The organism is Clostridium sp. CF012 (assembly GCF_018861755.1).
Lineage (GTDB): Bacteria > Bacillota > Clostridia > Clostridiales > Clostridiaceae > Clostridium_AD.
This window is the reverse complement of the sequence record NZ_JAHLEF010000025.1, coordinates 1-25,758: the sequence shown is the minus strand read 5'-3', so window position 1 is coordinate 25,758 and position 25,758 is coordinate 1. Positions and strand designations below refer to the sequence as shown.

Below are 25,758 nucleotides of genomic sequence, written 5' to 3'. Positions count from 1 at the left end.
ATGAAACACAGTGAGGTGTATGTATGTTAAAAGTTATTGTTGTTGGAGGAGGTCCTGCTGGTATTATGGCGGCCATTACTGCAGCAAAAAATAGTGAAGTTATATTAATAGAAAGAAATAAAGAAGTTGGTGCCAAGCTAAAGCTTACAGGTGGAGGCAGATGCAATATTACAAATAATAGAGATATAGAGGAATTTTTTGATAAGATAGTGAGTAATAAAAAGTTCTTATACAGCGCTCTTTATACATTTTCAAACCATGAACTTTTAGAATACTTTAAAGGAAATGGATTAGAATATAAAGAGGAGCTTGACCAAAAGGTATATACCAAAAGTAATAAAGCAGATGAAGTTATAGAATTATTAAAGGTTGATTTAGCAAGAAATAACGTTAAGATTATGTATAACACTAAAGTCCAAGAATTAATAGTTGAACATGGAGAAATAAAAGGGGTAGTAACTGACGGCGGCAAGCGGATTTTAGGAGAAAAGGTGATTGTTACAACAGGAGGGAAGAGCTACCCAGATTCTGGATCAGATGGTTCTATGTTTGAAGTGTTAAGAAAATTTCACACTATAACTCCTTTATATGCAGCCTTAATTCCATTAGTTATAAAGGAAGAATTTGTTAAAAAGTTGCAAGGTGTTTCAATGAGGGATGTTGTTATTTCAGCTAAGGTTAAAAAAAGTAGCATAGAAAAGTTTGGTGATATGATATTTACTCACTTTGGAATATCGGGACCTGCGGTATTAAAGCTTTCATCTTATATAAACAAAGCTTTAGTAGAGGGAGAAGTGGAGGTTTCTTTAGACTTTTTAAGAGATAAATCTAAGGATGAAATATTAGAAATTATGAGAAGCAATCCAAATAAGACTGTGCTTAATAATTTAAAAGGGACTCTTCCACAAAATTTCTTAAAGGAAATCTTTGACCTGTTAGGACTAACAGAGGTTAAGATTAGTGATTTAAAGAAGGCAGATGAGAATAAGATAATTGAGTATATGAAGGAAATGAAACTAACGGCTAGAGAAACACTATCAATTAAAGCAGCTCAAGTAACTTCAGGTGGCGTTAAAGTCAAAGAAATAAATGCTTCAACTATGGAATCAAAGCTTATAAAAAATCTTTATTTTGCAGGAGAAGTTATAGATATTGATGCTGAAACAGGTGGATATAATCTTCAAATGGCGTTTTCTACAGGATACTTAGCGGGAAGTAATTAATGTACAAAAAACTATAGCATAATGGTAATTTATAATAAAGCCATAAGAATTTAATTTCTTATGGCTTTATTATAGAATAGGAAGGATTATTTAATAGGGACATATATATCAAATTCTCCATTGTTCATAAATCTCTCATCGTATACTTCTAGTTGTGGTCTATATTCAATTTCATATCCTGAGGCTGGAAGTAACTTGGTAAATATATCGTTGTAAAACGCACCTAAATCTTTTATAACTCCTCTATAGGTATACACCAGGTACCTGCCCTCTGGGACAACCTTTGTTACCATGACTTCCGGTACATCGGAAAAGCTATCTACTTCGACGCATGCAGTATAGCGAAATCTACCTTCTGAATCCATTCCACAATCACATATACCATAATACAGCATGGACTTACTTTTGTGCTTTATGTCTCTGCAGTTTTTGTTAAATGCTTCCCAAAGGGTAGCAATTTCACCATTACTATTGTTTCCAAAGTAAGGTATACCTACAGCCTTAAATCCTTCCATGCTTACTATTTTTTCTTCCATAATTACGACCTCCATCCATTTATTTGATATCACAATTATATCAAATAATCCTTGCCAACAGTATGTCAGGAATTTATTTAACTTTATATAAATTAAAAGATTTATTTATTTTTCTAATTACATACTCTCTAAGTTCTATAGGTTCTAAAACCTCAATCCTATCACTTAAAGGAAAGATTACATTGCAGGCAGTTTGAAAACTTATCATATCTATATCATAAACCCAATTGTCCGCAACTTTAATGGAAGAAAGTACATAAAAGCCTTCAAGAGTTCGTTTCTTTTCCTCATAGAATTTAATTTTAACAGGATATGAATCATGGTTTACCTTAAGGGATGCTTGCCTCACAAATTGATGCTTACTATTTTCCCAAAACTCTTCCAGATAAAAGTTTAGAGGCATGCTGAAACTTTCAGCTAGCACTTCAATGTTTTCAATCCTGCTGCACTTAAAAATCCTAACCTCATTTTTAAGTTCACATAAGGCTATCACATACCAATCTGAATTTTTTACTACCGCACCATAAGGCCGTATAATCCTTTCAGATATTTTCCCATCATACTTTTTATAATGAAGTTTTAATTTTTTTAAATTAAGTACGGATTTTTTAATTATATCTACATTCTGATTTTGTATTCTTTTGCCCCACCAAGGGTCCGAATCAATAAAGAACCTTTCCTTAGCCTTGATAATTTCTTCCTTATGTTCTTTTGATACAGTATTTTCAAGCTTAATAATGGAATTTTTAAGTTGTTGTGCCATTTCAGTATTCTTTTCTGAGTGGATCCCCATACTGGAAAGCAATAGGTTAACCACATCTCCGCTTCCTAAGACATTTGAATTGATTTTATAGTCCTCCATAAAAGAAAAACCTCCATTAGGACCTGGAATTGAAAGTATAGGAATGCCTGTTTCGCATAATATGTCCATATCTCTGTATATAGTTCTTTCCGAGGTTTCAAGTATTTTAGCTAAGTTTCCAGCTTTCATTATTCCACGGGAATTAAGCAACATAACAATTCCGAGTAGCCTGTGAAGTCTCATGAGATCACACTCCTATTTTGGTTTTTTTTATTAATTTGTTAAAAGATTAAAATGTCATATGTGAAAATATAAGTTTATTAAAGCCCAACAAAAAATATTTCTTATAGCTATTATAAAGAATTAAACAATTTAGTTAAAGGATTTTCTCTGAGACGATTGCTTAGTAAAATTAAATCTTAAGAAATCTTAAGGTTTAATTACAATTTCCCTAAGCTTATTTTTGTAATATAAGAGAGTAGGGATATGCATTTTACTACGAGCATATATAAGAAGTTTTAAAAGATTTTGTTTGAAATTCTAGGGGGGGGGGATAAAAATGACTCCTCCACGATTGAGATATAGAGGGACGAGGGTCTCAGAGCTTACTAAAGGTAAATAAGGAGGAGTTTAAATTGAAAAAGAAAATTATAATAAGTTTGATTTTAGGTATTATAGGACTAATGTATATAAATAGCAGGTATGGTAGCCTAAAAGTTATAGGGGATGTAATTGAAAGAAACATTTATATTGAAGCTGTGAATGATATGCCTAATGAAAATAGCAATGTAGACGATGGTATTTTAATATTAGTGAATAGGAAAAATGAACTAGATAAAGATTATGTTCCCGATCATTTGAAAGTTCCAAATATCAGATTTTATTCTACCGTGTCAAATGAAGAAATGCAGATGAATGAGGTTGCAGGCGATGCACTTAAAAAATTATTTAAAAAAAGTGAACAGGAGGGCATTATACTTTACGCATTATCTGGTTATAGATCTTATGCAACTCAAGAGGAGTTATATAAAAATAGTATTAAAACAAACGGAAAAGGATATACATATAATTATGTGGCAAAGGCAGGTAAAAGTGAACATCAATCAGGACTTGCGATGGATATAACTAATTCTAAAAAAAGTACAGGCTTTGAATATACCAAAGAAGGTATATGGCTTAAAGATAATGCTTATAAATTTGGATTTATAATAAGATATGGAAAAGGTAAAAAAGAGGTTACAGGTTATAATTATGAACCTTGGCATGTAAGGTATGTGGGGACTAAGAATTCAGAGGAAATTTACTCGAAGGATATTACCTTAGAGGAATTTTTAAAACCTTAAACAATCAAAGCATATAATTATAGCATAAAAAAATAAAATATTTACAGACCATTTTACTTATTCAATAAAGTGAGTTTTTACAAATATGATGTGGGTAAAAAAAAGGGTGCGAATTGTAGTGATTGTGTTTCTATATTCATGTTAGACAAATCTATTTTTAAGATATATACTTATAAAAGAATGTATAAATAGACTTAAAACTCTATAAGAGTAAACAAATGGAGTGATTATATGAGTAAAAATATATTAATTGTAGATGATGATAAAGAAATAGTTAATTTAATTGAGATATATTTAACTAATGAAGGTTACAATAGTTATAAGGCATATGATGGGGAAGAAGCTTTGCAGGTTATTGATAATTGTGATATAAGTCTTATAATACTAGATATAATGATGCCCAAAATTGATGGATTAGAAGTATGTAACAAAGTTAGAAAGAAGCTCAATATACCTATAATTATGCTAAGTGCTAAAAATCAAGATTCAGATAAAATAAAGGGATTATTGATAGGAGCAGATGATTATATGGTAAAACCATTTAATCCTTTAGAGCTTATGGTTAGGGTTAAGGCTATATTTAGAAGAGTTTACGAATTTGATAAAAATAGTGAGGAATTAAAAGATAGCGATATTATAGTTATAGGACCACTTAAAATAAAAAAGTCCACTCATCAGGTAGAAGTATATAATAAGATTATTGCTTTAACCCATACAGAATTTGAAATATTACACCTCTTAGCTAATAATACAGGAAGAGTTTTTAGTGCAGAAGAAATATTTCAAAGAGTTTGGAAAGAAAAATATTATCAATCAAATAATACAGTTATGGCTCACATGAGTAAACTAAGAGACAAGCTTGATGCGGTTTTAGATGGTGAGAAACTTATTCATACTATATGGGGAGTAGGGTATAAACTTGAGTAAAAATAGTACATATAAATTAGAGTTAAAAATAGTGTTTGGTATAGTACTTAACTTTGTATTTTCAGCGTTAACTATGATGGCTATATACGTCATGTGGAGATTTTTGACGGATGTTATTTTAAAGAACTCACAAGACTTGTTAAACCTGATTTATATTTTAAGGCAGCATATTAATTTTAACACAGTAGCAATTATAATATGGATAATAATTTTTATAATCTATTTTCATTTATCAATTTATAAGAAGATTAAGTATTTTGTGGAAATTGATGAACATATGAAAGCTATAGTTAAGGGTGAAATAGAAAAAAAGATACCAGAAAAACCGAAATCAGAGCTTGGAAAAATGGCTAAAAATATGAATGAAATAATAGAAAAATTAAATAAATCAATAGAAGAAGAGCGAAGAGCAGAACAAACAAAATATGAATTGATAACAAATGTATCTCATGATTTACGCACTCCATTAACATCAATATTAGGGTATCTTGAACTTATAGATAAGGATAAATATGAAGATGAAGTTAAGCTTAGATACTATGTAAGTATTGCCTATGAAAAATCAAAGAGATTGAACACGTTAATTGATGACTTATTTCAGTATACCATAATGAGAAATAGCACTTTAAAACTAAATAAAGAATTAGTAAATGTAATTGAACTTTTGAATCAAGTGGTATTGGAATTTAGTCCACAGTTAAGAAAAAAAAATATAGAATGTAGGACATATTTTTCGGAGGATAAACTTTTAATAATGGCTGATGCAGTTAAAGTAGCTAGAGCATTTGAAAATCTAATTTCTAATGGTATAAACTATGGAAGTGGAACGGAGTATATTGACATATGTACTAGGAAAGAAAATAATAGTGCGGTTATAGAGGTGATTAATTATGGTGGACCAATACCAAGTATAGATATACCTTTTATTTTTGAAAGGTTTTATAGAGTTGAAAAATCACGTTCAGAATTTGCTGGAGGTTCAGGATTAGGTCTTGCTATAACTAAAAGTATAATAGAGCTTCATGAAGGTGAGATTTTTGTTGAAAGCAATTATGAGAGAACTATTTTTACAATTAAATTGCCTTTGGGTAGTTAATAAGGTTTTAGAAATTAATTATGAAATACATTGTGGATAATAAAAAATATCATTACAACTAGATTGCAATAAAAAAACAAGAGGGATATAGAATATAATGGTACCTATAGCATGGACACTTTGAAAAAAGGTGTTTGGACTATAGGTGATTTTTTTGTATACATGTCATATTACTGGAAGCTTTACAGATAGTAACCTATGCATTATTATTATAAAATATGTACATATATTTATAATTATTTTCAAAGGAGTGGTAAATCATCGATATAATATTTTTATTAAAAGCAATTATAATAGCAATAGTAGAGGGACTAACAGAATTTATCCCAGTATCTTCTACAGGTCACATGATATTAGCTGGATGGGCAATCGGATTTCAAGGGAAATTTGCAGAGATGTTTGAAGTTGTAATTCAACTTGGAGCAATAATGGCTGTGGTTGTTTTATATTGGAAGAAGATTAAAGAAAGTATAATAGAATTTTTTAAGTTTATATTTACCAAAGGAAAAGAGGGCAAAAAAGGATTTAAGTTTGGGGTAAATGTTATTACAGCATCTATTCCCATGGGAATTGCAGGAGTATTATTATACGATAAAATAAAATCGAAATTTATACCAGAAGCTGTCATAGTAGGATTTATAGTTGGTGGATTATTGTTATTAATAATCGAAAAGAGATTTGGAGGTAGGGATCATAAAGTAGAAAGTATAGATAGCATAACACCTGTGCAATCATTTAAAATTGGGTTATTACAACTTCTTTCTATGTGGCCAGGAATGTCAAGAAGTGCGTCTACAATCATGGGTGGATGGATTGCAGGATTATCAACACCAATAGCAGCAGAATTTTCATTTTTCATAGCCATTCCCGCTATGATAGGGGCAACAGGTAAGGATTTATTCGAATTTGATTATTCTATAATGACGAAATCATTATGGATTGCATTGATAGTTGGAGTTTTTGTAGCTTTCCTAGTAGCTTTAATTGTTATGAAAAAATTTGTTGATTACTTGAAAAAGAAGCCAATGAAAGTCTTTGCAGTATATAGAATAGTAGTAGGATGTTTACTTGGGATATTAGTATTAACTAAGATTATTACTTTAACATAATTAATGATTTGAGAGAAAATCATAGAGAGGATGGTTAAATTAAAATGATTTATTATTTAGCAAGTTCTATAAATTTAGGATGGGATCAATTTTTTATTGCTCTTTCAAAGTCTTCGGACAAAATCCCCCAGATTTTATTAACCGCAATAGTTTTTATTCTATTATATCTTTTCAATAAGAAAGTAGAAGCTATTTGTTGTGCATTTAGTATCGGATTTACTGGTTTTACCAACTTGATACTTAAAAATATAGTAAAAAGAGATAGACCCATGGGGATATGGCTAACGAAGGCCGATGGCTATAGTTTTCCTAGCGGTCATTCTTCTATTTCTGCGGCTATAGGAATTGTACTTATTTACATTATATTTAAACGAATAAAGAATAAAAAAGTCGCTTATTTAATGAGTGGGTTTGTATTTATATATTTAATTCTTGTGGGAGTTAGTAGGGTTTATGTTGGAGTGCACTATCCGGGGGATGTTGTTGGTGGATGGATTATAGCTGGAATATGGGCTTATATTACTATTTTAGTTTATAAGTTTTCAATGAAGAAAGGTCTAAATAAATATTTAGATAAACATTTTACTATTAAATTCAATATTTTTAAAAGTAAATAAGAATCTAGTTACTTTTAATTAAAACTAAATTATTTAAAATAGTAGACCCTACTAGAATTATTTATTCTAGTAGGGTCTTTAATTATAAAGTTAGTGGAGTAAAATGCACAGGATATTAAATTTGAAATTATTTTTGAAAGTTTTCTTGTGGGTTTAAACCGTACAGGCTCACAGTGATTTTATAGCGTTTTTTAGACAATTTTAATTGTTAACGTATAGCAGTATTAAAATACCGAATTACATACGTTAAAAATCAAAATAGGCTTATCAGTGTCTATTTTAAATTAAATTATCCGAACAAATAAGACGTATAGATTTGTCATACATTTAAATTTATAGTATAATTAAATAGGAAAATATATTAAATATAGGGAGGAATTAGAAATGGAGGATAAACTTAATTCAGAGATTATTAAAACAGAAAATGACGTACTTATTATGTTAGACAATCTATTAGAAAAACGAGATAATGAATGGTGGAATAAATTTTATAATGATAGGAAGAAGCCAATTCCATTTTTTGAAAATGTACCAGATGAAAACCTTATTTCATACTTTAATAGAGAGTTATTAAAACCTGGAAAGGCGCTTGATATTGGCTGCGGAAATGGCAGGAATTCCTTTTATCTTGCACAAAGGGGCTTTGAAGTTTGTGGGGTAGACTTCTCAAAAACTTCTATAGAATGGGCAAAACAAATAGCGAAAGAGCAGTCTATAACAGTGAATTTTTTGTGCCAATCAATATTTGATTTTCAAGATAAGCCAGAGAGTTTTGATTTTATTTATGATAGTGGGTGTCTTCATCATATAAAGCCACATAGAAGAAATCAATACTTAAAAACCATCTTAAAATATTTAAAGCCAGAGGGATACTTTGCAATGGTATGCTTCAATTTAAAAGGTGGTGCAAATATATCTGATTATGATGTTTATAGAGATAATTCAATGAATGGAGGACTTGGATTCTCTGAATGTAAACTAAAAACAATTTTAGAACCTTATTTCGAAATAATTGAATTTAGAGAAATGACAGAGTCAGCTGATGAAAAAAAATTTGGTAAGGACATTCTTTGGACAGTCATTATGAAGAAAAAATAAAATGAGAAAAATTGTATATGTCATAGCAACTACAAGTAAGATAGAGTTGTTCAAAAGCAAGGTTTGTAAATATTAGAGGACTATGATAATATATAAGTATATAAGGAATTCCCTATATTTTTTTTTGTAAATTTTAAGTTCGTAATTGATATTCTTGCGAGGTTGTAAAAAGGAAATTTAAATAAGTCTTATATATTAGTAATAACAATAACGAATGGAGGAAATGAAATTATGTCTAATTTGCCCAATTGTCCAAAATGTAATTCAGAATACACTTACGAAGATAGAAGCCTTTTTGTTTGCCCAGAATGTGCTCATGAGTGGAATTTAGAATTAGAGACAGAAAATAGTGAAGAAAAAAATATCGTCAAAGATGCAAATGGAAATGTGTTAAAAAATGGTGATTCTGTAACAGTAATCAAAGACCTTAAAGTAAAAGGGAGTTCATCAGCCATTAAAATAGGTACAAAAGTAAAAAATATACGTTTGGTTGATGGAGATCATAATATTGATTGTAAAATTGATGGCTTTGGAGCTATGGAATTAAAATCTGAATTTGTTAAAAAGATATAGATACTGTTTTAATGAAACGAATCCGAAATAGTTTCTATTATCAATAAAAGAAATAAAATAATTTAATAGTAAGACCCTACTAGAATCATTGATTCTAGTAGGGTCTTTAATTATAAAGTAATAGTTATTTTGTAAGCCTAACTATTATATCCTTAAATTGAGGGTACTTGTTTAAAAGAGTATCTCTTTCAAACATTTCAAAATCTTTAAAGTCAAAACCAGGGGATACCATACATCCAACAAGAGAGAAACCTGAGGTATTCATAGCAGAACCAAAAATATAATTCTTAGGTACTAGGAACTGTGGAGTTTCTCCATTTTCTATATTAAGACCTAGTTGCTTTGTAGTAAGTTCTCCCTTTGGACTTATCATATATATTGTAAGAGGAGAACCTGCATGATAGTACCACATTTCATCTGATTTTAATCTATGAAAACTTGAAACTTCTCCATCTCTTAATAAAAAGTAAATACTAGTCCAAAGTATTCGCTCACCTTCAAAACTATTTTTCAAGCCATTGGAGCTAATATTTTCACTAGAGCAGAAGCTGCCTTTGTAAAAACCACCTTCAGGATGAGGTTCCATATTTAATGTGTCAATAAAGTATTGGGATGAGTACATAATTTATCTCCTTTGTTAAAAAATTTAATTACACTTAATTATAAGCAAATAGGTAAGTAGTTACAACACTAGTTCTTTTAGAAGTATAACTGTAGTATGAATTATTTAAGGTGCCATCCTTTCTTTTGGAATATCTAATGAATTTCTTTCTTCAACAACAAGTTTAAGATTTTCGCCATATTTTGTTGTTAAATCTTTGATTTTAGCTTCGGCCCCAGCTTTAGTATTAAAGACACCAGCATCTATGCAGAAAGTTCCCTTATTGTCTTTTAGAGTTCTAACATTAAGTTCCTCAAATAATTGCTCTTCTATCATTCCTAAGTTTTCCCCATATTCATAGGAAGGAGTTCTAACAGAATATATGGTTTTAGCTATTTCATTTTTATCTTCTGATAAGGTTACTGCAATATGACCAGGATTTTTATATTCCTTCACCTCGTATTTCACGGGTTTGTTAAACACAATTGTAAATTTTACTGCTGAATCATCCAGTATCATATTTTTATATACATCTGAAACATAACTGCTTTTCTTCATATTTTCAAAATCTTTTTCAGCTGATAGAGCTCTTGCACCGTTAATTGTAAAGGTCATAGTAGATGGATTGTTTTTATAATCTACTTTAAAGTGAGCAACATTATCTGTAACTTTATTATCACTATTATTAGTAAAATTAATTACTAAAGTCTCATTAATGGCATTTTGTTTAAGAATTATAGAATTTGCATCTGCGCCATCAGTAATTTTACCACCTACTGCAGTTCCCTTGTTAAATTGTAGAACTTTAACTAAAGTTCCTACAATAGGGACACCTTTTAACGAGTTTGCAAATGCAGGCATAGTATTTACACTAATAGTAAATACAGTAAAAACAGCCGCTGTTGCAGCAAAACCTTTTATCCAATTATTTTTCCTTTTATCACTTTTCATTCTTGATCTTCCTTTATCTAATGAAATATTAACGAATTCACTTAAGTTATCTGGCATTTCTATGTCATCATAAACCTTCTTTAAATCATCCAAGTTATTACTCATATTAGTGAGCCTCCTTAAGGTCAATTTTAAGTTTTTCCAGACCGCGATAAAGCTGTGTTTTAACTGTACTTAATGGTAATTTTAAGATATCTGAAATATCTTTAAGTGTTAGATCTTCAAAGTATTTTAATATTATGATGGTTTTATATTTGGTATTCAAATTCTTTAAAGATTCATGTAAATCCATAATTTCTTCCTTATTGTTAGGAAGTGAAGTCATGTCTTTTAAATGTTTTTCATCAATTGATATAACTTTTTTAGATTTATTTAAATAATTTATTGAACAATTTATAGTTATCCTTGTGAGCCATGTATTAAAATATTCTGGCTCATTTAAGCTTTTTATGGAAACAAGAGCTTTATAAATTACTTCTTGCATTATATCAAGAGCATCTTCAGTGTTATTTACATAACTGTAAGCCACTTTATATATATTTTCTTTTCTACTTTGTATTAAAGAATCAAAGCTCTTATTATCACCTTTAATAGCTTTTTCAACTAATTCTATCAGTTTAATCACTCCCTATAGAGAATTTTTATAGATCTATATTTTTTGTATTCGTCCATTAGACAAAGAAGTTTAACAAATAGTTTCACTGATACCTAAAAAAATATTTGTAAGGTTTATTTAAGGTTAATGTTATAAAGAGGTAAGGTTAACATTATATAATGTACTTATAGCAAGATAAGATTTTAACAGATGACATTCACTTAAACTTGCCACTTACCACGTGGATTCACCTTATTCTAAGGTGGCATTTTTTAAAAGGAGGAAACAAATGATATATTGGGAACTTAAAAAAATATTTAAATCAAAAACTGGAGTAATTGTAGCAATAATATTTATCTTACTTTGCTTAGCAATGGCTTTTATGAAACCAGAGATGGAAACACAGAAATCACATAGAAATGAGCAATATGATTTAATTAAGGATACAAGACCAGCCACGGTAATTGCACAAGAAAAGTTAGATGCAAAAATAGGAACAATAAGGGAAGCGGCAAATAGTCAGGAGAAAGATGATTTTAGTAAAGCTATGAAGGAAATATCCCATAAAAAACTGAAAAGTATGGAAGATACTAAGTATAGTGATGTTAGCTTCTGGAAGGTATTCGATTATAGGGCAACCAATATACTTATGGCATTCTTTATGGTGGTAATTCTAATCATAGTTTGTTGTAATATATACACTGATGAAATTGTGTCTACAGTAGAAAATTTGATTCTTACATCAAAAAATAAGAATAGAGCTTTATATTCAAAATTAGGATTTGGAATATTAATACCAACAGCTTTATATGGGTTTTATCTAGTAATCCAATTTATAATAACAGCAGTGCAATATGGAATGCCAATAAATGGAGGACTACAAGCCATAAGAATAATAGACAACCCTATTTTAGTAAGAGATGCATATACTATAATTCAATTTATAACATTAAAGATAGGAATAATGATATTAATATTAGCTACACTGGGTGTAATTGCATGTTTATGTTCATTTATAACAACAAGCTCAATAGCAGCTACAAGTGTATTTTTGATTCTTGTTATTACTCCAAAATTGTTAACTGTGGTAAAAGTAATTCCAGGTAATGTTCGAATGGTATTAAATAGTATTAATTTGGTGAATTTGCTATTCTATTTTAATCAGTTTGCTGGAGTATATTATGGAAATGTAAGGTTTTTCGGGATTAATTTTGACTTAATAAATTTTTGCCTTGGGATATTGGGAATGACTTTAGTGGCAGGAATTACACTGAGCATAGAGTCATTTAAAAAAGTATTAGTAAGATAATTAAAATTAGAGGAGGAACAATTATGAATAAACTTGAGATAAAGAAGTTAACAAAAAGCTTTGGAAAAAAGAATGCTAACAATAATATAACACTTACTTTAGAAAATGGTGTATATGGACTACTCGGACCAAACGGAGCGGGTAAAACTACACTAATGAAACAAATAGTAACATTAACAAAGCCCACAACTGGAGAAATTCTTTATAATGGGAAAAGTATTTATGAAAAAGAAGATGAGTATAGAAATATTATTGGATATTTACCACAAGAATTTGGTGGATATAAGAATTTTACAGCAAAACAATTTTTGAAATATGTGGCGGCCTTAAAGGGAATAGACAAAAATGTTGCTTCCGAAAAAATTGACGAACTACTAAACCTTGTTGGCTTATATGAGGTTAGAAATAAAGCAGTTGGTAAATTTTCCGGTGGTATGAAAAGAAGAGTTGGAATTGCACAAGTATTATTAAATGACCCTCAAATAGTTGTACTTGATGAACCAACAGCAGGCCTAGATCCTCAAGAAAGAGCAAGATTTAGAAATCTTATAGCTGAAATATCAAAGGATAAAATAATAATACTCTCAACTCATATTATTTCAGATATAGAAGCTGTAGCAAGAGAAACCATAATGATTAAAAATGGCAGCGTTATAATAAAAGGAAATCATAAAGATATATTAAATGGCATGAATGGAAAAGTATATAAGATTACAACAAACAAAGAAAATGAGGTTATGGACATACAAAGAGATTATAAGGTAGTTAACCTTCAAAGGGGCGCGGATATTACAGAACTTAGAGTAGTAAGCGATAAAATGCCGCTATATGCATCAGCTGAAACCATAGAACCAAGATTCGAAGACGTATATATGTTTTACTTTGATTTAGAAAATACTAAGGAGGTGTAACTTATGGGAATTCTTGTGAAAGCAGAAATGAGAAAAATGTTATTTAGAAAGAGCATTATAATAACTTGGATTGCTTTACTTTTGATAAGTAGGATGTTAATTCATCCGGCTACGAGTGCAGAGGTTTGGGCGGATGTCTTTAGTAAAAGTTATGGATTTGCACCAATGATAGGGCTAATAACCTTCATGATAATTTCAGCCACATATACTCTAGAATATAACTCTAACATGAATGAACTTATAAATACAACTCAAAATGGAAAGAAAAATGTTGTAATGGCAAAGTGGATTGGTGCTGGCATATCAACAACAATAGTTAATGTATCAATAGTGCTTACAATATGCATAGACGGATTAATAAAAGCGGGTTTTAAAGGGCTAGACTTACCATTAAAAGAACTTTGGTATTTTGGAAACAGTGGTTCAAATATAACTGTATTGCAAATGATTATTATACTTATAATAACCGTTACAATAGGTTCATTCTTTTTCTCACAACTCGGATTATATCTATCAGCAATAAGTAAATCAGCTTCTATACCTTTTATTTTTGGGGGTCTACTTATGGGATTGCCATATGTACTGCCAGTTATATTATTTGGAGTTGTGAGTGTAAAATATCTTGGGATAACTCCACTTTGGGGGATGATGTCTGGACAATTAATAAGATATCGGGTTCCGATGGAATTAATTATGGTTCAAATAGTAATAGTTATTGCTGGTTTTGTATTTTTATCAAAGCTTACCTACAAAGCATTTATAAAAGAATAAAAAAATATAATAAGCTAGGTTATATGGTATTATGTAATTAGAAACTTAGAGACACGTCAGAAGACTAAGCAATTAATAATTGTTTAGTCTTCTGAAGTATTTAATAGAAAAGGGTTTAATTTTTAAGAGGTGATAAATATGGAAAATTCAATTAATAAAAGTAAAATACTAATAGTTGATGATGAAGAGGATATATTAAGACTTTTATCTACTGTGCTTAGAAAAGAAGGTTTTGAAAATATATATACGGCAGCAGCGGCGAAAGAAGCAATAGATTTAGTATCGCGTTTAGACCCAGATATTATTCTTTTGGATATAATGATGCCTGATAGAGACGGGTACGACGTATGCAAAGAAATAAGAAAGACTTCTAGAACACCAATATTGTTTATGTCGGCTAAGTCGGAAGAGCTAGATAGGATTTTAGGGTTTGCTTTAGGGGCTGATGACTATATTACAAAGCCCTTCAGTCCAAAAGAGGTTGCCTATAGGGTAAAGGCTCATTTAAGAAGAAATAATTACCTTGGTGAAGATAAGGTTGAAAGCGGCAAACCCATAGTTTTTGGACCTTTTGAATTAAATGAGGAAAAGATAGAGCTTAAAAAAAATGGTGAGTTAATAGAGTTAAAAGCAAAAGAATTTAAGATGCTAGTCTACTTTGCAAAAAATCCAAACCAGATCCTCAGCAAGGAAAAAATTTGTGATGGAGTTTGGGGAGAAGATTATATAGGTTTTGACAATACAATTATGGTCCATATAAGAAGACTTAGAGAAAAAATAGAGGATAATCCTTCAATGCCAAAATATATAGTGAATATTAAAGGGCTCGGATATAAATTTGTTGTAAAGGATGAATAGATATGAAATTTAAATTAATGGGCAAATTCATGATAACTGTGGTTTCTGTAGTTATTATTGTAATGATTATAAATATTATTGCAGCCTTTTCTTTTATAATTTATAACAACGATACAAAAGGAAGCTTAATAGAGAAAAATTTAAAAGGTGTAGGGGCAGAGGATTATACTAGAAATTTCAGTAAATGTATTGTGAGTAATAAAGGAACTGTTTATATAGACAATAATGGGAAATTAAGCCTGGATAATAACAATATATGGATACAGATATTAGATGAGAATAGTAAAGAAATATATAGTTACAGAAAGCCAAAGGATATAAAAAAAAGTTATACCCCTTTTGAATTGATTCATCAATATAAATATGTGGATGAAAAAACATTAACAACTATTTTTATAGGTGAAAAACAAATAGAAGGGCGTGAATACAGCTATATAATAGGATTTCCATGGGACAAGGTTGAGCGACAAGTAATTACTATTAATAATAGTAATTTTGTAGAAACCATGGGTAAACTTATTTATATAATTTTGATATTAGATGCATTAATTGCATTATTTTTCGCATATTTATTCTCAAGAAGACTTACTAGACCTTTAAGCAACATAATAAATGGGGTTCTAGTATTATCGGATGGAAAATATGATTTGAAATTATCAGAAAAGGGATTATACACGGGGGTCTATCGCAACCTAAACAACCTTTCAGCAACGCTTAAGAGTAATGAAATAGAAGGAAAAAAGCTTGATAAGATGAGAGAAGAATGGATTTCAAATATGTCACATGATATTAAGACGCCGCTGGTATCTATAAAAGGATATGCGGAACTTTTAAGCAGCGATGATTATGATTTATCAAAAGAAGAGGTAAAACAGTATTCAAAAATAATAGACAGTAAGGCCAACTATATAAAAGAGCTTGTAGATGATTTGAATTTAACAACAAGATTAAAAAACAAAGTATTGAAGTTAAACAAGAAAAAAATAAATATGGTCAGCTTGGTACGAAATGCTGTAATTGACATACTAAACGACCCGAGTAACGCTGAGGTAGATATTGATTTCATTTGTGAAAGTGAAGATATAGAAGCTTTTGTGGATGCTAGTCTTATAATGAGGACTATGAAAAATTTAATATATAATGCAATAGTTCATAATGAAGAGGGCGTAAATATAAAGGTGTCCGTTGAAAAGAAGGATAACTTGAAAATTATTATAAGTGATAACGGAAAAGGAATAAGACCGGAAGAGCTAAACCATATATTCGAAAGATATTATAGGGGTACAAATACCGGGAAGGGACATGAAGGTTCAGGGCTTGGAATGGCTATTGCAAGTGATATAGTAAAAGCACATGATGGGGAAATTAAGATTGCAAGTGAGCTTGGACGAGGTACAGAAATAGAAATCTATTTATAAAATTAAATATACCCCATAAAGGACTAGGCTCTAGCTTATAAATTATATATAGGCTAGAGCTTTTTCATTTAAAAAGTAAGTACCATTTAGATTGTTTATATATTCACAACTATTTCTAGAATAAACTTTGAAGGTCAGATATGTAGGTTGACAGTAATTTGAGTATGCATTACTATGTTACAAAGTAATAAAAAATTAAACTAAATGTACAAAAAAAATTTCCCGAAGTATAAGAAGAGACGTTATTTAGTAATGAATAATTTAAGTGTAAATAAAAAATATACCATATTAATGGTAGTAGGAGAAAAATTGAGAAATGATGAAATATTTACAATCAAAAACAATTAAGATAACATTGTCTGCCACAATAGCAATTATCATATCAAATTATTTTGGATTAGAGTTCGGTGTAACTTCCGGTATAATTGCAATATTAAGTATTCAAGATACAAAGAAAGAAGCACTATTAGTTGGGGGTAGGAGAATAATCTCATCTGCAGTGGCTATACTTTTATCTTTTATGCTATACCTGTTACTTGGAAATAATCCGATTGTATTTGGACTATTTTTACTTATATTTATACCCATAACAAATATATTAAAAATAAGCGAGGGAATGGTTGTTGGAGCAGTATTATCAACACATCTTTTAATAAGTACAAACATTAATATCTCTTGGATTATAAATGAAGCAGGGTTAACTATAATAGGCATTGGAGTTGCAATGATATTTAATTTATATTCAGTACCACTCGAGGAGAGTTTTAAAAAGAATAAAGAGAAGATAGAAGAGCAATATAGATTAATATTGTCAGACATGGCAATAAGTTTACTTACCCAAGCAGTACCAATTTATGAACAAGAAGTGATTTTGAGTATAGAACAACTAATTAAAGATACTAAGGTGATGACACAAATAATAAATAATAATAATTTATTTAAGAACAATGATTATTATGGAAGTTATATAGATATGAGAATGACACAATTAGATGCTATAAAAAGGATGAAAAGACACTTTTCAAGATTTTATATGACCTATGAGCAGACCAGAATTTTATCGGATTTTACCGATAATGTTGCAATTAATATTCATGAGGATAATGATTGTATTGAACTTATAAGCGAACTCACCCTACTTAAGAAAGATTATAAGATGATGGAACTACCAAAGAATAGGAATGAATTTGAAAATAGGGCATTGTTATTTCAATTTTTAAATGATTTAGAAGATTTTTTAATTATTAAGAAAGAGTTCAAAGAAGCTTTTCGTCGGTTATTATAAGCATTATATCTGACCTTAAGATATCAATGTGAATATTAGAAAATATTAGAAAATATTAGAAAATATTGAGTGCTTTGGAGGAATGCTCATTATTATGTAGAACATAGAAGGTATATTAAGTTTTATTTATTAAATGGAGGCGATTATAAATGAAAAAACTAATTAACGACCCAGAATTTGTTGTTGAGGAGATGCTTTGCGGTATAGTAATGGCACATCCAGATTATGTTAGAAAACTTGAAAATGTAGATGTACTTGTTAGAAAGAATTCTCCTATATCCGGAAAAGTTGCATTAGTTAGTGGGGGCGGAAGTGGACACGAGCCAGCGCATGCAGGATATGTAGGAAAGGGGATGTTAGATGCAGCAGTGTGCGGTTCAGTATTTACTTCACCAACTCCAGATCCAATATATGAAGCTGTAAAAGCAGTCAATGGGGGACTTGGCGTTCTGCTAGTGGTTAAAAACTATACAGGAGATATAATGAATTTTGAAATGGCCGGTGAAATGGCTGAGATGGATGGAATAAAAATTGAAAGCGTTGTTGTTAATGATGATGTAGCAGTTGAAAATAGTCTTTTTACTGCTGGAAGACGTGGGATAGCTGGAACTGTATTTGTGCATAAAATAGCTGGGGCAAAAGCAGAGACAGGAGCAAGTCTCGAGGAAGTTAAGGCAGTAGCTGAAAAGGTAATAGCGAATGTACGAAGTATGGGAATGGCATTAACACCCTGCATAGTTCCTGCAGCAGGAAAGCCTAATTTTAGTTTAGCAGAAGATGAAGTTGAAATTGGCATGGGTATACATGGAGAACCGGGTACTCATAGAGAAACTCTAAGTCCTGTTGATGAAATAGTAGAACACTTGGTTTTGAAAATATTAACTGATATGCCACTGGGGGCAGGAGCAGAAGTTGCAGTTATGATTAATGGACTTGCATCTACACCATTAATGGAGCTTTATATTGTTAATAGAAAAGTTCATAAGATTTTAGAAGAAAAGGGAGTAAAAGTTTATAGAACTTTTGTTGGAGAATTTATGACCTCCCTTGAAATGTCAGGGTTTTCTGTTACATTATTAAAACTTGATGATGAATTAAAGATTCTATTAGATGCACCGGCAGATACACCAGCATTAAAAGTGTTATAGTATAATAAGGCCTCTGATGATTTAAAATAAAAATACAGTATATATAGGAAGGTAATAAAAATGAGTATTTCAGGATTACAAGTAATTTCAATATTAAATAAAATAGCAAATGTAATTGAAGAAAACAAGAGCTACTTATGTGAGCTTGATGCAGCTATAGGTGATGGAGATCATGGAATTAACATGAATAAGGGATTTAATGCTGTTAAAGAAAAACTAAAGGATGATAATGGAACTGACATTGGAGAAATTCTTAAGAAGACCGGAATGACATTAGTTTCAAACGTAGGAGGTGCGTCAGGACCATTATATGGCACGGCATTTATGAAAGCTTCTGTAGAAGTTAAGGGAAAAGCAAATATAGATATTGAAGATTTTATTAAAATATTGGAAGCAGCCTTAGGCGGAGTATTGATGCGAGGAAAAGCGAGTAGAGGAGAAAAGACAATGATTGATGCCATAGCACCTGCTATTGATGCTATGAAAGAAGCTCTAAGAGCTGGTGCAATGCCAATAGATGTTCTAAAAGCCTCTAAAGATGCAGCGATAAAGGGAGTAGAATATACAAAAACAATAATTGCTACTAAAGGAAGAGCTAGTTATCTTGGACAAAGAAGTATTGGTCATCAAGATGCAGGCGCAACTTCAAGCTACTTAATATTAAATGCTATTTACGAAGAAGTAAAAGGCATAAAAGAAGGGCTGGTATAATTTATGGTAGGAATCGTAATAATTTCACATAGTAGTAAGGTGGCAGAAGGAGTAAAAGAGCTAGCACTTCAAATGGCTGATAATGTACCTATTGTAGCAGCGGGTGGGACTAGTGATAATGGACTAGGAACGGATATAGAAAAAATTATTTTAGCTATAAATGAAGTATATTCAGAAGATGGTGTGGCAATATTATTTGATCTTGGCAGTGCATATATGAATGCACAAATGGCTGTTGAAACTCTTCCAGAAGAAATGCAGAAAAATGTATTGATTATTGATGCAGCTTTAGTTGAAGGAGCAATTGTAGTAGCAGTAGAGTGTAGCATTGGTAAAAATTTAATAGAGATTCAAGGAGCGGTTAAGGGATTATGTCTTCATAAAATGCCATAAAAATTAAAAATAAAAACTGTATTGGGAAAATCCCAATACAGTTTTTATTTTTGATTATTTAGGAGGCATAACAGTTGCAATACCTTTAAGAATAACAACTCCATCTTGATTAGTACATGTTGTACTCAATTTCATAATGTTTTTTTCGACGAACTTTTCTATAACTTCAACTTCAGCCTTTATTGTATCTCCAAATCTAACTGGTGCTGTAAATCTAAGCTCTTGGCCTAGATAAATAGTTCCTGCTCCTGGCATTTTCATACCTAGTACTGCAGATACCAAGCCTGCTGTGAGCATCCCATGTGCGATTCTACCTTTGAACATTGTTGTTTCAGCTTCTCTTTGATTTATATGAGCAGGGTTTAAATCACCCGTTATGCCTGCGTAAAGATATACATCTGATTCACTTATAGTTTTTTCAAAAGAGTCTTTATCACCTATATTTAATTCTTCCATAGTTAAACCTTTCATTTATAATTCCTCCTTAATATTTTATTTTTACGTGCTATACAACTCCAAATGAAGCAAATATAATACATACTGCTGTAGCTATAAGTGGGATAACAACTGTACACATTCCTATATCTACGTATGATTGTTTATGAGTCATACCTGTTATACCTAGCAAAGTTATTACGGCACCATTGTGTGGAAGTGTATCAAGTCCACCACATGCAATGGCGGCTATTCTATGAAATACTTCTGGATTAATTCCTAGAGCTTGAGCCTTTGCCATATAAGTTTTACCTAATATTCCGAGAGCAATACTCATACCACCTGATGCTGAACCTGTAATACCTGCAAGAATACTAGTGGATGCTGCTAGTGAAATAAGTGGTGTTCCTGGTATAGCAAGTATTCCAGCTTGAAGTATAGCGAATCCTGCTAATGTTTTAATAACATTACCATAACCAACTTCTGAAGAGGTATTTGCAATTGCTAGAAGTGAACCTATAGCGCCCTTATTAACTGTATTCGTAACGCTTTCAAGGTTTTTCCAAAATAAAATTAAACTAATAACTATAGCAATAACTAAGGCTGAAATTAAACTCCATATACCTTGTACACTGGCTATCTTAATTCCACCGAAATCTTTTAAGAATGTTCCGTCCATTGTAGCAAAAAGATATTTACCTAATAAATAATTAACAACTAGTACTAAAATTATTGGAGTTATAGCCAGGGCAAGTTTAGGTAATTTGGATAAATCAACTTCTTTCAATACATCTTCTTTATGGTCACCATAGCCTTCACCTTTGGTCATAGCATTTTTTGCTCTTCTTGTAAGCCAAAGCATACCACCACCAAACATTACTGCTGTGCCTATAAGACCTATAATCGGCGCTGCATAAGCATTTGTTCCAAAGAAAGGCATTGGAATAGCATTTTGTATTTGTGGCGTTCCTGGGAGTGCAGTCATTGTAAATGTAAATGCACCAAGTGCTATAGTACCAGGTAAAAATCGTTTTGGAATATCTGCTTGTCTAAACAATGCTGCAGCAATAGGATATACTGCAAATGCAACTACAAATAATGAAACACCGCCATAGGTTAATATAGCACAAGATAAAACTACCGCAAGAATTGCTTTATCTTTACCTAGCTTACTACTAATGGCATAAGCTATAGATTTAGCAGCTCCTGAGTCATCCATTATTTTACCGAATATTGCTCCTAATAAGAATACTGGGAAATATGTCTTACAATATGATGCAAAATTAACCATGAAAACTTCGGTATAGTTAGCCAAAACATGGCTCTGACCACTTTGGAACAAAACTGCAAGTATTGCTAAAACTGGTGCCAAAATAAGAACTGTAATTCCTCTGTAGGCTAAATACATTAAAAGTCCTAAAGAAATAATAATACCAATAAGTCCTAACATGATAGTTCCTCCCTTTAATTTAAATTAGTTTATATTAATTTACAAAACGTAACAACTTTTGTGGTTAGAATCTAAAATTTCAATCCCATAGCTTTTTCCTCGAAAATTCTTGCATCCATAAAAGTTAAATTCTTTGAAATCATTGGCTTGAAATCCATATGAGCTAGAATATCCTTTTCAAGGTCAACTCCAGGAGCAATTTCAGTAAGTACTAAGCCTTTATTAGTAAGTTCGAAAACAGCTCTTTCAGTAATATATAATACTGGTTGAGCTACATCCACAGCATACTCACCACTAAAGGTAATTTGTTCAACAGTTTTAATGAATTTATTAATTTTACCTTCTTGTAGAATATTCAGTTTTCCTTGTTTTATCTCAAGTTCTAACCCACCGGCTGTAAAAGTGCCGCAGAACACAACTTTTTTAGAGTTTTGCGTTATATTGATAAATCCACCACAGCCTGCAATTTTAGGTCCGAATTTACTTACATTAATGTTTCCACTTTCATCACATTGAGCAAGTCCTAGGAAGGCTATATCAAGACCACCTCCATCATAGAAATCAAATTGATTACTTTGATCTAGTATGCTTTCAGGATTTACTGCAGCTCCAAAGCTTAAACCACCAGCCGGAATTCCACCTATTGGACCTGATTCCAAAGTGAGTTTCATTTGATTACCAATGCCCTCTTCATTTGCTACCATGGATATTCCTTCAGGCATCCCTATTCCAAGGTTAGTAATGGCATTTGGAATAAGCTCCATTGCTGCTCTTCTAGATACTATTTTTCTTTCATCTAGTTTTAAACCTTTAAGACTTGCTACTGACATTTTTACTTCCCCAGTATAAGAGGGATTATATTGTTCAGCAAAGGTTTGCATATGATTTTCGGGTTTTGAAATTACAATAGCATCTACGAGTATTCCTGGAATTTTAACCTTTCTTGGATCAAGTGAACCATTTTCTACAACACCCTCAACTTGAAGTATTACAATTCCTCCAGAATTTTTAACTGCTTGTGCCATAGACAGGCCATCCAATGTTACAGCTTCTTTTTCCAAAGTGGCATTCCCGTTCTCATCTGCATAAGTAGCTCTGATAAGTGCCACATTTATAGGGAAAGCTTTATAAAATAAGTATTCCTTATTTTCAATTTCAATAAGCTTTACTATATCTTCTTTTGTGATATCGTTTAACTTACCTCCGTCGATTCTCGGGTCAACAAAGGTTTTTAATCCTACATGAGTAATAGTTCCTGGTTTACCAGCCGCAATGTCTCTGTAAAGGTGAGAGATTACTCCTTGAGGAAGATTATAAGCCTGAATTTTATTTTCATTAGCTAGTTTGGCAAGTTTAGGTGCAAGTCCCCAGTGACCACCTATTACCTTTGAAATTAAACCCTCTACGCCAAAATGATTCAAACCTTTTTCCTTTGAATCTCCTTGTCCAGCGGCATATATTAAAGTTAAACTGTTTGGAATTCCACTCTTACTAAAAGACTCATTAATTTTTATACTTAATTCTTCAGGGTGACCGCAACCGACAAATCCGCCCACGGCAACGGAGTCACCATTTTTAATTAAAGCAATTGCATCGTCACTAGACATAATTTTCGTCATTTATTTACCTCCTATTATTATATTAGTGAAGCTTGTTAAATATATAATTAGCAAATATCATGCCAACAAAAAAACACAAAAAAACAGATTATCTGTGTGATTTCACTGTTTTTATATGGAGTTCTCTATATTGAATATATGTATATGTACGTTTTTAGGAACATGATTTATGTAACCCTTATCATTATGTACGAAAAAACGAACTGTATTCTTGTGTTTTATGAATACAGTTCGTTAAAAGGGACAGTTATAATTATAGATTATGCTTCTGAATTTTTTCATATAAGCTTGTTCTTCCAATTTTTAGATTTTTTGCTGTTTTAGTTTTATTTCCATCCGCAGCGTTAAGTGCATCTATAATAGCCTGTTTTTCAGTTGCTACCATGGTGGCCTCGAGACTTTTAATAACTTTAATTTCTTTCATTCCAGTAATCTCTTCAGGTAAATCTATAGGAGAAATAAAATTACTATCTTCTATTATATTAATGGCTCTTTCTAATATATTTTCAAGTTCGCGAATATTTCCTTCCCAGGCATAATTTTTTAGAAAATATTCTGATTCCTTAGAAATACCTAGTACTTTTTTATTTAAATCCATAGATATTTTTTTTATAAGGTGATTTGCAATAAGCATAATATCATCGGTACGCTCACGAAGAGCAGGAACATGAATAGTAACAACATTCAATCTGTAATAAAGATCTTGTCTAAAATTACCTTCATGCATTGATTTTTCTAGGTTTATGTTTGTTGCAGCTATTATACGTACGTCAATTTTTTTACTTCCTGTGGAACCAATTTTTTCAACTTCTTTTTCTTGGAGAACTCTTAATAGTTTAACCTGCATATGAAGAGGCATATCCCCAATCTCATCTAAAAATATGGTTCCACCATCCGCTTGTTCAAATTTTCCTACTTTACCTTCTTTTTTAGCACCTGTAAAGGCGCCGCCTTCGTAACCAAAAAGCTCAGATTCTAATAGTCCAGTAGGAATAGCTGCACAGTTTACTTTTACAAAAGGCGCATACTGGCGGTCACTAGCTAAGTGTATTGAATGTGCAAAGAGCTCTTTTCCAGTGCCACTTTCACCAAGTATAAGCACATTGGAATGTGTTTTAGCAGCTTTTCGTGAGATAGATATAGCGGTGGTTATTGCATCACTTATACCTATGATGTCATCAAAGCAATAACTTGCGGTGTTCAGCTGATTTAAACGACTTTTATAGGTTTCAAGTTCTTTTTCCATGGTTTTAATTTTACTATAAAGATTATTTAGTGCTTTTACATTTCTAAATAAGACTTTACCAATTGCACCAATTAATTTTCCATTCTTAATTATAGGAGTTCTACTTGCAATCATATAGCTCCCTTTTATCTTTTGTAGTTGAGCAGTTTCTGAATTTCTTGTTTCTAAAACTTTGTGCATTCTTGTATTTTCTATGACATCTGTAACAAGTTTTCCAATAGCATTTTCCTGTGACATTCCTACAAAGTCACAATATGATTTGCTAATCATAGTTATGATGGCATTTTCATCTACGATGACAAGGCCATCACTATCATTATCAATAATAGTTTTTAATATTTCCATAGCATCTTTTTCAAAATCCATTATAAAATCAGCTCCCTCATATATATTGTGATTAAAGGTTTACTATAATACTATTATTCTAGTTTACTTTGAGCAATTTGAAAAGTACAGTATTTTTATATTTAATAGAAAACTTATGATGCTATTTATAAATTAACGTTGAATTAAGACGTGTATTAAAAAACAAAGTGGTTTTGATGTAATAATACATCAAAACCACTTTAATTAAAACTATTTAAAATTGAATTATTTATCTTCATTTAATGCATTGATTTGAGCTATCATTTCTGGAAGAACTTTTGTGTAATCTCCAGCTATTGCAATATCTGCAACCTTCATGATAGGTGCTGTTGCATCTTTATTTATAGCTATTATAAAATCAGATTCT

The 25,758-nt window shown here is 31.0% G+C and carries 26 protein-coding genes and 1 pseudogene; 17 read left to right on the top strand and 10 right to left on the bottom strand.

Translation table 11 applies throughout. The features are described from left to right. Positions 1 to 23: 23 nt before the first annotated feature. Positions 24 to 1,223: an NAD(P)/FAD-dependent oxidoreductase gene (locus KPL50_RS18405; RefSeq protein ID WP_216300006.1), complete on the top strand. Its 1,200-nt coding sequence runs from the start codon at positions 24 to 26 to the stop codon at positions 1,221 to 1,223. An 86-nt stretch (positions 1,224 to 1,309) separates the two neighbouring features. Here KPL50_RS18405 and KPL50_RS18400 read toward each other — a convergent pair whose 3' ends face one another. After that, positions 1,310 to 1,759: a GyrI-like domain-containing protein gene (locus KPL50_RS18400; protein WP_216300005.1), complete on the bottom strand. Its 450-nt coding sequence runs from the start codon at positions 1,757 to 1,759 to the stop codon at positions 1,310 to 1,312. A gap of 73 nt (positions 1,760 to 1,832) precedes the next feature. Beyond that, positions 1,833 to 2,804 (bottom strand): YafY family protein, encoded by a 972-nt coding sequence (locus tag KPL50_RS18395; RefSeq protein WP_216300004.1) that lies wholly within the window; start codon positions 2,802 to 2,804, stop codon positions 1,833 to 1,835. A 392-nt stretch (positions 2,805 to 3,196) separates the two neighbouring features. On the opposite strand from KPL50_RS18395, the gene KPL50_RS18390 reads away from it, so the two are divergent. The 7 genes from KPL50_RS18390 to KPL50_RS18360 all read left to right on the top strand — a co-directional run bounded on the left by KPL50_RS18390 (position 3,197) and on the right by KPL50_RS18360 (position 9,324). Then, positions 3,197 to 3,904: a D-alanyl-D-alanine carboxypeptidase family protein gene (locus tag KPL50_RS18390; RefSeq protein WP_216300003.1), complete on the top strand. Its 708-nt coding sequence runs from the start codon at positions 3,197 to 3,199 to the stop codon at positions 3,902 to 3,904. A gap of 231 nt (positions 3,905 to 4,135) precedes the next feature. After that, entirely contained in the window at positions 4,136 to 4,831 is a 696-nt protein-coding gene (locus tag KPL50_RS18385) for a response regulator transcription factor (protein ID WP_216300002.1), read from the top strand. Further along, entirely contained in the window at positions 4,824 to 5,927 is a 1,104-nt protein-coding gene (locus KPL50_RS18380; protein WP_216300001.1) for a cell wall metabolism sensor histidine kinase WalK, read from the top strand. Before KPL50_RS18385 ends, KPL50_RS18380 begins: the two co-directional genes overlap by 8 nt. Positions 5,928 to 6,187: 260 nt before the next feature. Next, the gene (locus tag KPL50_RS18375; RefSeq protein WP_216300043.1) at positions 6,188 to 7,036 is read left to right on the top strand and encodes an undecaprenyl-diphosphate phosphatase; all 849 of its coding nucleotides are present in this window, start codon (positions 6,188 to 6,190) and stop codon (positions 7,034 to 7,036) included. 44 nt (positions 7,037 to 7,080) lie between these two features. Next, positions 7,081 to 7,653, top strand: coding sequence for a phosphatase PAP2 family protein (locus tag KPL50_RS18370; RefSeq protein ID WP_216300000.1), 573 nt, complete (start codon positions 7,081 to 7,083; stop codon positions 7,651 to 7,653). Between the two features lie 384 nt (positions 7,654 to 8,037). Continuing rightward, positions 8,038 to 8,751, top strand: a complete 714-nt coding sequence (locus KPL50_RS18365; protein ID WP_216299999.1) for a class I SAM-dependent methyltransferase — start codon at positions 8,038 to 8,040, stop codon at positions 8,749 to 8,751. 231 nt (positions 8,752 to 8,982) lie between these two features. After that, positions 8,983 to 9,324, top strand: coding sequence for a zinc ribbon domain-containing protein YjdM (locus KPL50_RS18360; protein ID WP_216299998.1), 342 nt, complete (start codon positions 8,983 to 8,985; stop codon positions 9,322 to 9,324). 124 nt (positions 9,325 to 9,448) lie between these two features. On the opposite strand, the gene KPL50_RS18355 is transcribed toward KPL50_RS18360, so the two are convergent. From KPL50_RS18355 to KPL50_RS18345, 3 genes are all read right to left on the bottom strand, one after another. After that, on the bottom strand, positions 9,449 to 9,946 hold the full coding sequence (locus KPL50_RS18355; protein ID WP_216299997.1) for a cupin domain-containing protein: 498 nt from the start codon (positions 9,944 to 9,946) through the stop codon (positions 9,449 to 9,451). Positions 9,947 to 10,051: 105 nt separating this feature from the next. Further along, a complete protein-coding gene (locus tag KPL50_RS18350) occupies positions 10,052 to 10,981 on the bottom strand; it encodes a DUF4179 domain-containing protein (protein ID WP_216299996.1) in 930 nt (309 codons plus the stop codon). Between the two features lies 1 nt (position 10,982). Next, positions 10,983 to 11,501, bottom strand: a complete 519-nt coding sequence (locus KPL50_RS18345) for a sigma-70 family RNA polymerase sigma factor (RefSeq protein ID WP_216299995.1) — start codon at positions 11,499 to 11,501, stop codon at positions 10,983 to 10,985. 259 nt (positions 11,502 to 11,760) lie between these two features. Between KPL50_RS18345 and KPL50_RS18340 the strand changes: the two genes are divergently transcribed. The 9 genes from KPL50_RS18340 (at position 11,761) to dhaM (ending at position 20,275) form a co-directional block, all read left to right on the top strand. Continuing rightward, positions 11,761 to 12,780 carry a hypothetical protein gene (locus KPL50_RS18340; RefSeq protein WP_216299994.1) on the top strand — a complete coding sequence of 340 codons (1,020 nt, stop codon included), beginning with the start codon at positions 11,761 to 11,763 and terminating at the stop codon, positions 12,778 to 12,780. Positions 12,781 to 12,803: 23 nt separating this feature from the next. Then, a complete protein-coding gene (locus KPL50_RS18335) occupies positions 12,804 to 13,691 on the top strand; it encodes an ABC transporter ATP-binding protein (RefSeq protein ID WP_216299993.1) in 888 nt (295 codons plus the stop codon). A 3-nt stretch (positions 13,692 to 13,694) separates the two neighbouring features. Continuing rightward, on the top strand, positions 13,695 to 14,462 hold the full coding sequence (locus tag KPL50_RS18330) for a hypothetical protein (RefSeq protein WP_216299992.1): 768 nt from the start codon (positions 13,695 to 13,697) through the stop codon (positions 14,460 to 14,462). 138 nt (positions 14,463 to 14,600) lie between these two features. Further along, on the top strand, positions 14,601 to 15,320 hold the full coding sequence (locus KPL50_RS18325; protein WP_216299991.1) for a response regulator transcription factor: 720 nt from the start codon (positions 14,601 to 14,603) through the stop codon (positions 15,318 to 15,320). A gap of 2 nt (positions 15,321 to 15,322) precedes the next feature. Then, positions 15,323 to 16,738 carry a sensor histidine kinase KdpD gene (locus KPL50_RS18320; RefSeq protein WP_216299990.1) on the top strand — a complete coding sequence of 472 codons (1,416 nt, stop codon included), beginning with the start codon at positions 15,323 to 15,325 and terminating at the stop codon, positions 16,736 to 16,738. Between the two features lie 316 nt (positions 16,739 to 17,054). Continuing rightward, positions 17,055 to 18,023 carry an aromatic acid exporter family protein gene (locus KPL50_RS18315; protein ID WP_216299989.1) on the top strand — a complete coding sequence of 323 codons (969 nt, stop codon included), beginning with the start codon at positions 17,055 to 17,057 and terminating at the stop codon, positions 18,021 to 18,023. A 149-nt stretch (positions 18,024 to 18,172) separates the two neighbouring features. Further along, a complete protein-coding gene (gene dhaK / locus KPL50_RS18310) occupies positions 18,173 to 19,171 on the top strand; it encodes a dihydroxyacetone kinase subunit DhaK (protein ID WP_216299988.1) in 999 nt (332 codons plus the stop codon). A 60-nt stretch (positions 19,172 to 19,231) separates the two neighbouring features. After that, positions 19,232 to 19,882 carry a dihydroxyacetone kinase subunit DhaL gene (gene dhaL, locus KPL50_RS18305; RefSeq protein ID WP_216299987.1) on the top strand — a complete coding sequence of 217 codons (651 nt, stop codon included), beginning with the start codon at positions 19,232 to 19,234 and terminating at the stop codon, positions 19,880 to 19,882. A gap of 3 nt (positions 19,883 to 19,885) precedes the next feature. Further along, on the top strand, positions 19,886 to 20,275 hold the full coding sequence (gene dhaM, locus KPL50_RS18300) for a dihydroxyacetone kinase phosphoryl donor subunit DhaM (RefSeq protein WP_216299986.1): 390 nt from the start codon (positions 19,886 to 19,888) through the stop codon (positions 20,273 to 20,275). A 54-nt stretch (positions 20,276 to 20,329) separates the two neighbouring features. On the opposite strand, the gene KPL50_RS18295 is transcribed toward dhaM, so the two are convergent. The 5 genes and pseudogenes from KPL50_RS18295 to KPL50_RS27140 all read right to left on the bottom strand — a co-directional run. Continuing rightward, positions 20,330 to 20,746 (bottom strand): MaoC family dehydratase, encoded by a 417-nt coding sequence (locus KPL50_RS18295; protein WP_216299985.1) that lies wholly within the window; start codon positions 20,744 to 20,746, stop codon positions 20,330 to 20,332. Between the two features lie 34 nt (positions 20,747 to 20,780). Continuing rightward, positions 20,781 to 22,160 carry a GntP family permease gene (locus KPL50_RS18290; RefSeq protein WP_216299984.1) on the bottom strand — a complete coding sequence of 460 codons (1,380 nt, stop codon included), beginning with the start codon at positions 22,158 to 22,160 and terminating at the stop codon, positions 20,781 to 20,783. 71 nt (positions 22,161 to 22,231) lie between these two features. Further along, entirely contained in the window at positions 22,232 to 23,779 is a 1,548-nt protein-coding gene (locus KPL50_RS18285) for an acyl CoA:acetate/3-ketoacid CoA transferase (RefSeq protein WP_216299983.1), read from the bottom strand. 253 nt (positions 23,780 to 24,032) lie between these two features. Beyond that, positions 24,033 to 25,391, bottom strand: coding sequence for a sigma-54-dependent Fis family transcriptional regulator (locus KPL50_RS18280; protein WP_216299982.1), 1,359 nt, complete (start codon positions 25,389 to 25,391; stop codon positions 24,033 to 24,035). 225 nt (positions 25,392 to 25,616) lie between these two features. Further along, positions 25,617 to 25,758: pseudogene (locus tag KPL50_RS27140) on the bottom strand (electron transfer flavoprotein subunit alpha); the annotation flags it as partial.